This window comes from Alteromonas sp. DYW1, from assembly GCF_059752595.1.
Window position 1 is genome coordinate 482,117 of the sequence record NZ_CM186038.1, and the last position, 12,359, is coordinate 494,475.

12 protein-coding genes are annotated in these 12,359 nt (G+C 47.6%); 5 read left to right on the top strand and 7 right to left on the bottom strand.

What is annotated here, in order from left to right:
• The first annotated feature begins 97 nt into the window (after window positions 1–97).
• Together AC121Z_RS02175 and AC121Z_RS02180 are read left to right on the top strand one after the other, a co-directional pair.
• On the top strand, window positions 98–700 hold the full coding sequence (locus AC121Z_RS02175; protein ID WP_498126291.1) for a TetR/AcrR family transcriptional regulator: 603 nt from the start codon (window positions 98–100) through the stop codon (window positions 698–700).
• A gap of 11 nt (window positions 701–711) precedes the next feature.
• Window positions 712–2,586: an MFS transporter gene (locus tag AC121Z_RS02180; protein WP_498126292.1), complete on the top strand. Its 1,875-nt coding sequence runs from the start codon at window positions 712–714 to the stop codon at window positions 2,584–2,586.
• Window positions 2,587–2,659: 73 nt separating this feature from the next.
• On the opposite strand, the gene AC121Z_RS02185 is transcribed toward AC121Z_RS02180, so the two are convergent.
• The 3 genes from AC121Z_RS02185 to AC121Z_RS02195 all read right to left on the bottom strand — a co-directional run bounded on the left by AC121Z_RS02185 (window position 2,660) and on the right by AC121Z_RS02195 (window position 5,116).
• Entirely contained in the window at window positions 2,660–3,220 is a 561-nt protein-coding gene (locus AC121Z_RS02185; protein WP_498126294.1) for a GspH/FimT family pseudopilin, read from the bottom strand.
• 92 nt (window positions 3,221–3,312) lie between these two features.
• A complete protein-coding gene (locus AC121Z_RS02190; RefSeq protein ID WP_498126296.1) occupies window positions 3,313–4,515 on the bottom strand; it encodes an acyltransferase family protein in 1,203 nt (400 codons plus the stop codon).
• A 1-nt stretch (window position 4,516) separates the two neighbouring features.
• A complete protein-coding gene (locus tag AC121Z_RS02195; RefSeq protein WP_498126298.1) occupies window positions 4,517–5,116 on the bottom strand; it encodes a CIA30 family protein in 600 nt (199 codons plus the stop codon).
• Between the two features lie 214 nt (window positions 5,117–5,330).
• Between AC121Z_RS02195 and AC121Z_RS02200 the strand changes: the two genes are divergently transcribed.
• On the top strand, window positions 5,331–6,956 hold the full coding sequence (locus AC121Z_RS02200) for an RNA polymerase sigma factor (protein ID WP_498126300.1): 1,626 nt from the start codon (window positions 5,331–5,333) through the stop codon (window positions 6,954–6,956).
• A gap of 3 nt (window positions 6,957–6,959) precedes the next feature.
• Here the strand turns inward: AC121Z_RS02200 and gpsA are convergent, their stop codons facing one another.
• The 4 genes from gpsA to AC121Z_RS02220 are packed head-to-tail and all read right to left on the bottom strand — an operon-like array spanning window position 6,960 to window position 9,188.
• Window positions 6,960–7,961 carry an NAD(P)H-dependent glycerol-3-phosphate dehydrogenase gene (gene gpsA, locus AC121Z_RS02205; protein ID WP_498126301.1) on the bottom strand — a complete coding sequence of 334 codons (1,002 nt, stop codon included), beginning with the start codon at window positions 7,959–7,961 and terminating at the stop codon, window positions 6,960–6,962.
• Between the two features lies 1 nt (window position 7,962).
• Window positions 7,963–8,466: a protein-export chaperone SecB gene (gene secB / locus AC121Z_RS02210; RefSeq protein ID WP_498126303.1), complete on the bottom strand. Its 504-nt coding sequence runs from the start codon at window positions 8,464–8,466 to the stop codon at window positions 7,963–7,965.
• A 23-nt stretch (window positions 8,467–8,489) separates the two neighbouring features.
• Entirely contained in the window at window positions 8,490–8,750 is a 261-nt protein-coding gene (grxC, locus tag AC121Z_RS02215; RefSeq protein ID WP_100658060.1) for a glutaredoxin 3, read from the bottom strand.
• Window positions 8,751–8,762: 12 nt separating this feature from the next.
• Window positions 8,763–9,188: a rhodanese-like domain-containing protein gene (locus AC121Z_RS02220; RefSeq protein ID WP_498126305.1), complete on the bottom strand. Its 426-nt coding sequence runs from the start codon at window positions 9,186–9,188 to the stop codon at window positions 8,763–8,765.
• 385 nt (window positions 9,189–9,573) lie between these two features.
• Here AC121Z_RS02220 and gpmI point away from each other — a divergent pair, with 385 nt between their 5' ends.
• Window positions 9,574–11,118 (top strand): 2,3-bisphosphoglycerate-independent phosphoglycerate mutase, encoded by a 1,545-nt coding sequence (gene gpmI / locus AC121Z_RS02225; protein ID WP_498126307.1) that lies wholly within the window; start codon window positions 9,574–9,576, stop codon window positions 11,116–11,118.
• Between the two features lie 71 nt (window positions 11,119–11,189).
• Window positions 11,190–12,356 (top strand): murein hydrolase activator EnvC family protein, encoded by a 1,167-nt coding sequence (locus AC121Z_RS02230; protein ID WP_498126309.1) that lies wholly within the window; start codon window positions 11,190–11,192, stop codon window positions 12,354–12,356.
• The last annotated feature ends 3 nt before the right edge of the window (window positions 12,357–12,359 follow it).

The window sequence follows — 12,359 nt, forward strand, 5'->3', positions numbered from 1 at the left end:
ACAATGTTCAATTAATTGTTCAAGGGCTATTGACGCACAGATGGAATAGCGTTAGCCTAATAAAACACTGTTTAATAAATGTTGACTTGAGGATGTTATGGGACGACGCAACGATCATAATGCCGATGAATTTAACGAGTTGGTACTCACTCAAATGGAAGAGTTTTTAACGCGTTTGCCCGCATCAGAATTGAGTTTGCGTAAAGTCGCGAAAATGATTGGTTATGCGCCTAGCACACTGATCCACACGTATAGTAATTGGTCAATGTTATTACTACGAGTCAACGCGCGAACCTTGGATCGGTTGTTAGAGCACCTACAAGCCACCGCAGCAAATTATCCCGACCCACAGCAGCGGCTCTATGCAATCGCCGAATCCTATTTGGCTTTCGCATGCAAGCAGCCACATTTATGGAGCCTGGTATTCGAACACAAGTTACCGGCGGGAACCGATATTCCTGACTGGATGCAAGCGCGGATCAATACGTTATTTGAATTCGTCTCTGCGTGTCTTGTTGGTATCAACAACACGCGCTCTGATGCGCAGACGCAGTTATCAGCAAATACCCTGTGGGCTAGTGTGCATGGAATTACTTTACTGACCCTAGATGACAAATTGTCGCTAAATATGACGACTGATCCGAATGTAATGTTGCGTGATCTTCTAGATAACTATTTACGCACGTGGAAGAACGGCTAGAGGATGAATCAATGAGCTCTCAATTTGAACTACTCACAACCCGACGCTTTTTACCTTTTTTCCTCACTCAAGCCTTGGGTGCGTTCAACGACAATATCTTTAAAAATGCCTTGATGTTGCTGATGGCTTTTACTGCTGCGAGCAATCTGCCGTTTTCAACAGATATTCTGATGAACCTCGCCGCAGGGCTGTTTATATTGCCATTCTTTTTATTCTCGGCCAGCGCAGGTGAGCTGGCTGATAATATGGAAAAGTCACGGATCATACGTTGGGTAAAACTGATCGAGATTGTATTGATGTCGTTTGCCGCCATCGCGTTTTACTACGAAATGTATATGGTGTTGCTCGGCCTCTTGTTTTTAATGGGGACGCAATCAGCCTTTTTTGGGCCCGTCAAATACGCCATATTGCCTTCGCTGGTGGATGAAACGGAGTTAATTGGTGCCAATGCCTTGGTAGAGATGGGGACCTTTGTGGCTATTTTGCTGGGCACCATCGGCGCTGGCTTGATGATGGGGTTGGAGCAAACGTTGTTTGTGGTAGCGTGTGTGCTGGTTGCAACGGCGATTGCGGGATATATGGCTGCACGCAAAGTGCCTACTATTGCAATGGAAAATCCACAACAAGCATTCAAGTGGCAACCGGTTCGTCAAACTAAGCAAGCGATGCGGATCTGCTTTGAGCAACGCCCAATTTACTTGTCTATTTTTGCCATCAGTTGGTTTTGGTTTTTGGGCGCAGGGTACTTAACTCAATTCCCGAATTTCGCCAAAGATTCGTTAGGCGGTGATAGCTCAGTTGTTACGGTACTGCTTTGTGCTTTCACTATTGGAGTAGCGGTGGGGTCAATGCTATGTGAGCGCCTATCTGGGCATAAAATTGAACTGGGCATTGTACCGATTGGCTCTATCGGGCTAACCGTGTTTGGTGTCGACTTATATTTCGCCACGCCAACGGTGGTACCTGAACAATTACTCGCCGCGCAGGCGTTTTTTGAGCAAAGCTATGCCTGGCGCGTACTCATTGACCTTTCCTTAATTGGAATCTTTGGGGGTTTTTTTATTGTTCCACTTTACGCCTTATTGCAGCAGCGCGCTAAGCCACAAGAACGAGCTAGAGTGATCAGTGCCAACAATATTTTCAACGCTTTGTTTATGGTGGGCAGTGCGCTTTCGGGCATTGTACTGCTTGGTATGTTGGAGCTATCGATACCTCAATACTTTCTGGTATTAGCCTTATTCAATGCGGTTGTGGCTGTGTACGTGTACAGTCAGATGCCGGAGTTTGTGCTGCGTTTTATGATTTGGATGTTAAGCCATAGCATGTACCGCGTCACCCACAGAGAGCTTGATCATATCCCCGATGAAGGTGCGGCATTATTGGTTTGCAATCATGTGAGTTACGTTGATGCATTGCTTTTGGCTGGCGCTTGTCGACGGCCGATCCGCTTCGTAATGGATGACAATATCTTCAAAAGTCCGGTGTTGGGCTGGCTTTTCAAGATCGCCAAAACCATTCCGATCTGTGCCAAAGCGAAAGACGAAGCAACCTATGAAAATGCCTTTAAACGCATTAAAGCTGAACTGGATGACGGTAACCTAGTGTGTATTTTCCCCGAGGGGAAATTAACCCGAAGTGGCGATATTAATCCGTTTAAAACTGGGGTCGAAAGGATCTTGCAAGAAACGCCTGTACCCGTTGTGGCTATGGCGCTGCAAGGATTATGGGGGTCGTTTTTTAGTCATCAGGGCAGTGGAATGTTTAAATCCGGCAAACGTTTTTGGTCGAAGGTTAATATTGTCGCCGCTGAGCCGGTTCCAGCGGCGGCAGCAAGTGCAGACATGCTGCATGCGAAGGTGCAGTCCTTACGCGGTGAGCATGCCTAAGTTCTGCTCTCATCGCTTGTCTAGTCTGCGTTTCAGCGCAGGCTGACCCTGTATCAAGCCGGTATTCCGTAGATTAGCATTTTACGGATTTACCATTATTGAGTTCGTGAATACCATCGCCGTTAGTATCGCGACTTAATTTGATGCGGCCCTGCATGGATATGATCAACGCGCGATTTAATTGCGGTGTCTTCTTGGCGGGACACAATGTTAGCGTGGCGGGTGTGGCAGTTTGCCCGTTGGCATGAAAGCGAATGTGGCGCTTTGGCCCTAGACTATTAATTTGCGCGTCCATCTTGCCTGTGCTCAACAGCAAACGTTCATTTGGGTCGCGGTGTTTATTGCCATCGCGATCCTCAAATGCCATCTTCGCCAGCGCCCAATCAGAGAAGTCACAACGTTGCCAGTTGCGTGTAGGGCATAGAGAAAGTGTACGTTGCTGATCAATGGCAAGCGCACGTGTGGCTTGAATTACGCCGCTGAGTGTATTCAGTTCAGCGATAATCTGCGATTTGCGGTAAAGCTCAGACAACGGCGGCGCAGCTGTTATCAGCATAAAACTGGATATTCCCAGTGCGATAAGTAATTCCGCTAAGGTCGCACCTGCAACGGATAGTTGTTTATATGAGCCCATTAAGATCCCCCTGAGAAGCATGTCGATGTAGATTATGCTGATGGTGTCTTTAGCAACACTGTTCTCAGGGCTAGATTGCTATGCCAAACCGGTTACTTATTTTTGATCCGAGCTTTGCCATCTAAAACCCAGCCAAGTGGGGTATGGCGCACGAGTAGTTCGTAAGTAAGCAAGCCCAGCGTGATTGTGGAGAGACTCACGATAAGCCATTTAACGCTCCAATGCAGTTGCCACTCCGCGAGCATGACTTGCAAAATTACTACGATAGGCAGGTGGATCAAGTACATCCAATAGGAAGCGTTCGCGACGTAGCGCACATAAGGGAGAGGGCGGTTAAATAAGTGGCGGCAAATGCCAATGGTGAGTGCAATGAATATCAGCATCATGATTGCGTAGCTGTAGGAGAAAAGCCATTTCAGTTGCGCATAGTAGGCATGCCCAGACTGTAGTTCATAATCCGCCAAAAACACACACAGACTCACTGAACAAAAAGCCATTAGTAGTTTGGTGCGTGTGAGTTGGGTTAATGAAGTTAATAGCTGAGGCTGTCGCCACAGTTGCCAGCCACTAAAAAAGAAGATCAGGTAGACAGCCGTTACTGGGATGTGTGGTACGAGTGATTGATCAGGTGTATCAACCCCCCAACGTTGCATGAACCAAAGCGGAATAGTGATGAGTCCTGCAATCAGAAAAACACTCCAGCGACGCAACATGATACGACTAAGACCCTCACTGAGCTTTGCAGATAGAGCGCTAGTGTGCTGCTTTAGCGAAGTTAGAATGACCGCAACCAGTGAAAAAATCAGTAAGTAATACAAAAACCATAGATGAGTGCCGGTAAACCACGCAATTTCAGCATTGAAAGTGAATTTGATCCCTTGCGTAACTGCAGACTCAATATCTATGTCTCCTTGTAAACTCTGCGCACCCATGATCCAGCCACTGACCAGCAACGGGCGTAACAATATCCAACCTAAAAGAAAAGGTAGCCCAATACGTATGACACGTGAGCGCAAGAAATGCTTCAGGCTCAGTTTATTTAAACTGAGCGCAGCAAAGAAACCAGCCACCAAAAAGAATAACTCCATGCGAAATGAGTGACTGATTAACACGAAGATCGAAATCAACGAACTGGTAGAGATATCCATTACCGCCCAGCCAATGTAGATCGGCATAAATGATAGGCTGGCATGAAATACGATGCCGAGCACGAGCGCAAAACTACGCACAGCATCCAAATAATCAATGCGTTCACTTTGCGCAGTTGGCTGAGTTTGTATTGGCTGGGATTGCATATTAGTAAAAGCTCACTTGTGCGACTTCTGCATCAAATGTTGTCGGTTGAACACCAAAGGCAACAATGCTGATACTGTTTAAGTTACTCGTGTTTAGGTCAGTTGGCGCAGACCAAGCACGTTTGAAAGACCCAAATGGAATGGCAACGTCATGAAACTTACCATCATGGGCAACCACCAGTGGGTATGCGTGATAATCAAAGTTGGTCACATCTAGGCTATTGGCGGAAACCGAGAACTGGCCACTGTTAATTTTTAAGCGGATCTGGATCCCGGTGTATTGGCTAGCGTCAAACGCCGCGCCTAGTTCAGCGAGAGGTAAAACGGCACTTGCCCATCCGGGTTGACCGCGTGGTGGAGCAATATCACCGCTCAGTATTAGCTGCTGTTTCTCGACGCTGGCGTTAAATTGGGTTTTGCCACCGGTCATGGTGTCATCGAGATATTGACGGGCAAATCCGAGGTTGTTGGCACTCACTTGGGTAAAGTTATCAACCGTCAGTGCGACCGAACTTGTCGCAAACGCTGGTTGGCCTAGACTATTCAGCAATACCCATAGGGTAATAATAAGCTGAATGATTTTTGTGTATGACTGATTCATAGCTTTTCCTTTTCATATTCATTAACCTCGAATGTCAGAGGCTTAATAACTAAGTGCCGAGAGTTTTGAAAAGGTGACAATAAAAAATCATCGAGTTTGGAATAACCAACGCGGCAACGTTGCAGGAAAAGGCACGGTTAAAGTAAGTTATAAAAAACGTGTCACCTTTTTCATGTCGATGGCACTTGTATAAAAACCGCCACGATCACAGTTTATGACACAATTAATTAGTACCGCCTTTCATGATGACTCTGATGCGAGCTTAGTAATGCATGCATTAGGGGGTAACAGAGATGCGTTTTGCACCATAGTGCTGCGTTATCAAAATTTACTTTGTTCAGTTGCCTATTCAGCCGTAGGTGACTTAAAGCGAAGTGAAGACTTGGCGCAAGAAGCATTTATTGAAGCATGGAAAAAGCTAGATAGCTTAAAAGAGCCTGAACGTTTAAAGGCGTGGCTGTGCGGTATTTTGCGTTTCAAGATCAGTCACTTTCGTCGTCATGAATCCAGCCAAGCCACGCATCAGGCTGATGATATTGAAGCTGCGCAAGGAAGTATAGACAGCACAGAGAGTATTGAAGAAGAAGCCATCAATACACAGCACGAAAGTTTGATGTGGCAAGTGCTACAAGAAATGGATGCTGCGTATCGGGAGCCACTCGTACTTTTTTACCGCGAGCAACAGTCGATTGCGACCGTAGCGGCAGAGCTGGACTTGACCGAAGATACAGTTAAACAGCGTCTTTCGCGTGGGCGGAAATTGCTAAAACAGGCGATGGTTAGCATTGTTGAAACAGGTCTTGAGAAGTCGAAACCCGGAATTGCCTTCACCACAGCGGTGATGCTCAGTATTAATTCCATATCTCCGCCAGCCAAAGCGGCGGCTTTGGGATTTGGCGCTGTAAAAGGGAGCTCAGCATTTACTGCGGCAACGAGTCTGGCAACGCTTGCGTCACTCTCTGGATTGGTCAGTGCATTTTTTGGCTTACGCGCCGGCCTAGATCAGTCGCGCACCGAACGTGAAAAGCGATTAGTTAAGCGTTCAGTGGTGGCATTTCTGTTGGTAGCCTTGCTCTACAGCGTGCTGATGATTGGCACGCAATACGTTACCTACGCCAATCCTGAATTAGCGCTATGGTTTACCACGTTTGCGCATACTGTCGTGGTTGTGTTCGTACTCGCTTACTTGGTCATGACTCGCTTAATGCTAACCGCAATGTCAGCCTTGCGAAAGCAGGAGCGAATGTTACACCCGCACAAATTTTGGGGGAGTTATGACCAACAACCAGAAGCCTCTGAATATGTCAGTTCATGGCGTTTACTGGGTGTTCCGCTGTGTCATTTTCAGTTCGGTATTCCCGAGGCTAACTATCGCCCTGCATTTGGCTGGATTGCATGTGGTAGCAAGGCCTATGGGCTTATCGTCGCTTGGGGAGGGCTGGCTGTTGCGCCAATCAGCATCGGGATCATTGCATATGGCGGGCTTTCAATCGGTGCTGTAAGCTTTGGAATTCTGGGTTTAGGTACTGTAGCGATTGGCGTAGTCGCGTTCGGATCTGCGGCAATTGGTTGGCTCAGCTATTCCTCATTATTATCCTCTGGCTGGGCAGGTGCCGTCAGTGGTGCTTTTGCACTGTCTCCGCACGCCGCCGTTGGTAGTATTGCCTTCGCCAATGAGGTGAATAACGCAAAGGCAGAACTTGCGACCCACCTAGCGCTGTTTCAAAACACGTATCTGAGTGTTCTACTCTTTATTGCAGTGGCAGTAATAGTACCGTCGATAAGCTATGCAGTAATTGTGCGGCGGCGTATGCGAGTCCAGTCTGGCAAAGGGCTGTGAAGGCTATTCTGCTTTTTGTTCGCGGCCCAATAATGCCATTGCCGCAGCTTTTGCTGATTTTCCTTGATAGAGCACTTGGTAGATTTGCTCACTGATCGGCATTTCTACGCCTTCGCGTTGAGCGAGAATATGTACTTCCTCGGTATTGCGGTAGCCTTCGACAACCTGACCAATATCCGCCATGGCTTGCTCTACGCTAACACCTTTGCCCAGCGCAATACCAAACCGGCGATTGCGACTTTGATTGTCAGTACAGGTAAGCACCAAATCACCAAGGCCAGCCATACCCATAAAGGTTTCTGGTTGAGCACCTAATTTTACGCCTAAGCGGGTGAGTTCAGCCAAACCACGGGTAATCAATGCCGTTCTGGCATTTGCCCCAAAGCCTAAGCCATCAGCAAGCCCCGCTCCAATAGCAATCACGTTTTTGACTGCACCGCCTAATTGCACACCAATAAAGTCTGGGTTGTAGTACACCCGAAAGGTTTTTGCACAGTGCAATTTATCAGCAAACTCCTGCGCTAAGGTTTCATCGGTTGCCGACAGAGAAATAGCCGTGGGTAAGCCTGCAACCATTTCTTTTGCGAAAGTGGGGCCAGAGAGCACCGCTAGAGGGCGTTCATTACCCAAAATGTCGGTTGCGACATCACGCAGTAAGCGTCCAGTTCCAGGCTCTAACCCCTTGGTAGCCCATATAATGCGATGTTGCGCATTCAAGTGCGGAAGCATTGCTTCCAACGTCTGTTTGAAGGCGTGGCTAGGCACAACGATGAGCAGGTCTTGGCTGAGTTCAATTGCCTTAATTAAATCGGCTTCTACATGTAAGTCCTGCGGAAAGCGTGCATCTGGCAAGTAGCGTTTATTTTCACGCTCTTGTGCCAGCGCTTGCATATGCCCTTTGTCGCGCCCCCACAAATACGTAGGAACACCATTGCGGGCTAGACAAAACGCCAGCGCAGTTCCGTACGAACCGGCACCAAAGACACTGACTGGCGTTTGGCTCATATTATGCGTCAGCTTGCTGAGCTGCTTGTTGCTCTTGCGCGCGCTTTTGCATGTACGCAGTAAAAATTGCGTCAAAGTTGACTGGCGCTAAATTTAACGGTGGGAATGTACCACGGTTCACAAGGTTGGATACTGCCTCACGCGCATACGGGAACAATAAGTTCGGGCAATACGATCCCAACAAGTGCGCTTTGTTCTGGTCCGGCATTTCACCCACATTAAACAAACCGGCTTGTTGAACCTCACATAAGAATGCGGTCTCTTCGCCTAAAGTAGCAGTTACGGTAATCGCAAGCACAACTTCATAGGTGTTTTCGTTAATTTGGTTAGTACGAGTATCAATATCCAGCTTAACTTCTGGTTTCCACTCTTTCGTAAACACATTCGGTGAATTCGGCGTTTCAAAAGAAATGTCTTTTGTATAGATGCGCTGAATATTGAATTGTGGTGCTTGGTTTTGTTGCTCAGCGGTAGCTGCGCCGTTCGTTTGCTGTTCGTCTGCCATAAAACTGCCTGTATTGATTAGGTTTAATCCGCTGCGAGTAACGGATCTAATTTTTGTTGAGATTCGAGAGCATACATATCGTCACATCCGCCAATATGCTGCTGGTTGATAAAGATTTGCGGTACAGTGTACCCACCATTCGCGCGGCTTATCATTTCATCACGCAATTCGGGTTGCTTATCAATAGGATACTCAGTGTAAGCCACGCCTTTCTGTTCGAGTAACGCTTTTGCGCGATGACAAAATGGGCAATACCCTTTGGTGTAGATTTCAACTTGACTCATCATTTTTCCGTCTTATTTGCTTACTGGTAAACCAGCTCCCGTCCAGGCGTTAATACCGCCTTTTAACACAGACACTTGTGAAAAACCGGCTTTAACCAGTTGCAAGGCTGTCTTGCGCGCACTGTGCCCCATGGCACAAGCTACAATAATGGGTTTATCTTTGGATTTTTCAAGCTTACTAAAATTAGCTTCGCGGACTTCTTCTGGTTTAAGCTGCCGTGAACCTAGGATGTGACCCTTTTTAAACTCAGCCGGAGGACGAATATCGAGAACAACCGCATCTTGTTTGTTTATTAGCAAAGTTGCGTCGTGCGTGCTGACTTCTTTAACCGGTGAAAAAGCACTGTTTACAAAGCTGTAAACCAGCATCACCACTAGTGCGACCCAAATCGCTGACAATATAAAATTGTTGCCAGCGAACTCGATGATTTGTTCCATTAATTCAGGCTCCGTGAAGCGCGGTAAAAAAAGAACGCAAAGTATATAGAAAATTCACAATTTTAAAAGCCAAGAAGCCGCTCTAGCACCTTATATAAAGCAGAATCATTAATGAACACATAGCGCTAAGCGCTGCTACTAGAACTACTCAAGTACCGCTGTTGATAGCGTCGAGCTAATAATCGATGGGTTCAATTAAAATCGGTTTGTTAGCTAACTCTATGATCCAGCGCTAGTTATCCCTAAGGTCGGTGCCCAGTCGTGCTAACGATCTATAGCGTCTGGATCTAATTCAGATTGGCAAAGCAGTTTATTAACTGTTCCGTTACTGGTATTTTTTAGGCGTTAATCTCACTCTTTTACCATTGCGACCGCTGAGGATTTTATGGAAAACGCTGCAACTCATCCCAAGAAAACGCTTGCGCTACTGATTTTAGATGGTTGGGGCTATCGAGAAGATACCGACAACAATGCGATTGCGGCAGCCAATACGCCTAATTTGGATCGTCTTACCAAAGAATACCCATCGACCTTGATATCCGGCTCAGGCTTGGATGTAGGGTTGCCGCAAGGGCAAATGGGTAATAGTGAAGTCGGGCATGTAAACCTTGGTGCCGGCCGTGTGGTTTACCAAGACTTCACTCGCGTGAGCAAGGCTATCGAAGAAGGTACTTTCGCGAGTAATCCGGTGCTGACTAAGGGCATTGAGAAAGCCATCAACGCCAAAGGTGCGGTGCATATTATGGGATTAATGTCACCCGGTGGTGTGCATAGCCATGAGGAGCACATTTTTGCGGCGCTGAAGTTGGCGGTTGCGAAAGGGGCTAAAGACGTCTACTTACACGCATTTCTGGATGGTCGTGATACGCCACCACGCAGTGCAAAAGCGAGCTTAGAGAAGGCTGACGAATTGTTCGCGGAGTTGGGTACGGGCCGCACTGCTACGTTAGTGGGGCGCTATTATGCGATGGACCGAGATAATCGCTGGGATCGGGTGCAGCAAGCCTATGATTTACTTACGCTGGGGCAGGCAGAGTATTCCGCAGATAACGCTGTGGCAGGGCTTGAAAGCGCTTATTCCCGTGACGAAAATGATGAATTTGTGAAACCCACAGTGATCGGTGAGAAGGCTTTAATTGGCGATAACGATTGCGTCATATTTATGAATTTCCGCGCGGACCGGGCGCGCGAATTAAGCCATGCATTTGTCGATGCCGAGTTTTCGGGGTTTTGCCGCGAAGCTCACCCACAACTTGCTGCGTTCATATCATTAACCGAATATGCAGCGGACATTCCTTCGCAAGTGGCGTTCCCATCTGAGGATTTAGTGAATGTAATGGGGGAATGGTTGGCGAAGCATGACAAAACCCAGCTACGGATTTCGGAAACTGAAAAATACGCCCATGTGACGTTTTTCTATAGTGGTGGTCGAGAGAGCGAGTTTGAGGGTGAAAAACGGGTGCTTATACCCTCTCCTGATGTGGCAACTTATGACTTACAGCCTGAAATGAACTCAGAAAAACTAACCGATGAATTAGTCGCAGCGATTGAGTCTGGTGAGTTTGACGTGATCGTGTGTAACTTCCCCAACGGTGACATGGTTGGTCATACCGGTAATTTTGACGCTGCGGTTAAAGCCTGTGAAGCAGTGGATACTGCGATTGGCCGTATCGTGGCCGCTCTTGAACAGCACGGAGGGGAGTGTTTAATTACGGCCGATCATGGCAATGCTGAACAAATGAAAGACCACAATACGGGTCAAGCACATACTGCACACACCAGTGAGCCGGTGCCGTTTATTTATTTTGGGCGTAATGCAACGGCTCGAACGGGTGGTACCTTAAGTGATGTCGCACCGACCATGTTATACCTTATGGGGATGGAACAACCGAGTGAAATGACCGGGAAATCAATTCTCGAATTGAAATAAGCCCAAGCATCACTTTTTTGTTGTAGGCATCTTGGGTAGACTTGCAGCTCAATCGTTCTGAGGAATCACTTTTGTCGCTGTTGTCTATACATTATCAAGCACTGTGTCGAGGTTTGTGCCGTCGCATGGTGCTTTTTTGTATCTGCGCATTAATCTCGACTTTTGTCAGTGCGCAAGAGGCGAGTGAACAAGAGCTTGAAGCAATCCAACAACAACTGCGCGAGACGCAAGCGCAGTTAAAAGAAAAGCAGCGGCGTGCTCTGGAGCTCGAGAGCCAACTAAAACAAGCCGAAATCGCGATTTCTGAAAGCGCTAAAGCACTTGCACAAACTAATCGAGCATTACGTGAGAATCGTGACAAACAGCGCGACTTAGAGCAACAACAGGCTGATACAGAGCGCAAGATTGCCCAGCAACAAAGGCAGCTCGCGGCACAAATTAAAAGTGCCTTCATGGCAGGTAACTATGATTACGCCAAAATGTTATTAAACCAAGAGGATGCAGCGAAGTTTGAACGGGTATTGAGTTATTACCAATACGTCAGTGAGGCGCGTCGCCAGTCCATTGAGCGCTTTCGGGGGGATATATTGGCCCTTGCTGAGATCAAGCGTGACCTTAATGCGACAATTGCGCGCTTAAGCGAGTTGTTAGCGCAGCAGGAACGACAGAAGCAGGCTCTTGATTCCCAGCAGCGCAGCCGCGAGACCACGTTGAGTGCGCTTAGCCAATCCATTCAAACTGATGCTGAGCGAGTGGAGCAATTACAAGCCAGTGCCCAAGCACTCGTTAATGCTATTGAACAAGCGCGTCAGCGCGCCCAGCAACAACCCACCGAGTTAGACGGCTTACAGCAACGCAAAGGGCAACTAGCCATGCCAGCAGAGGGGCGGTTTAGGCGTATTTTCGGTGATCGCCGACAAGGCAGTGTGCGTTGGACAGGGGTGATCATTGAAGGCAATGAGGGGAGCCCGATCGAAGCAGTTTATCAAGGTCGTGTGTTGTATGCAGATTGGCTAAAAGGCTTTGGTTTGGTGACCATTATCGATCACGGTGAAGGTTTTATGAGTGTCTATGGCCACAGCCAAGCGTTGCTGACTCAACCCGGCGATTTGGTTACGGCTGGCCAAACCATTGGTCTCGTAGGGCGCAGTGGGGGGCAAGCAAGCCCTAATTTATACTTTGAAATTCGGCACAAAGGCAAAGCCCTTAACCCCAGTGCATGGTTGCAATGGCGTTGATGA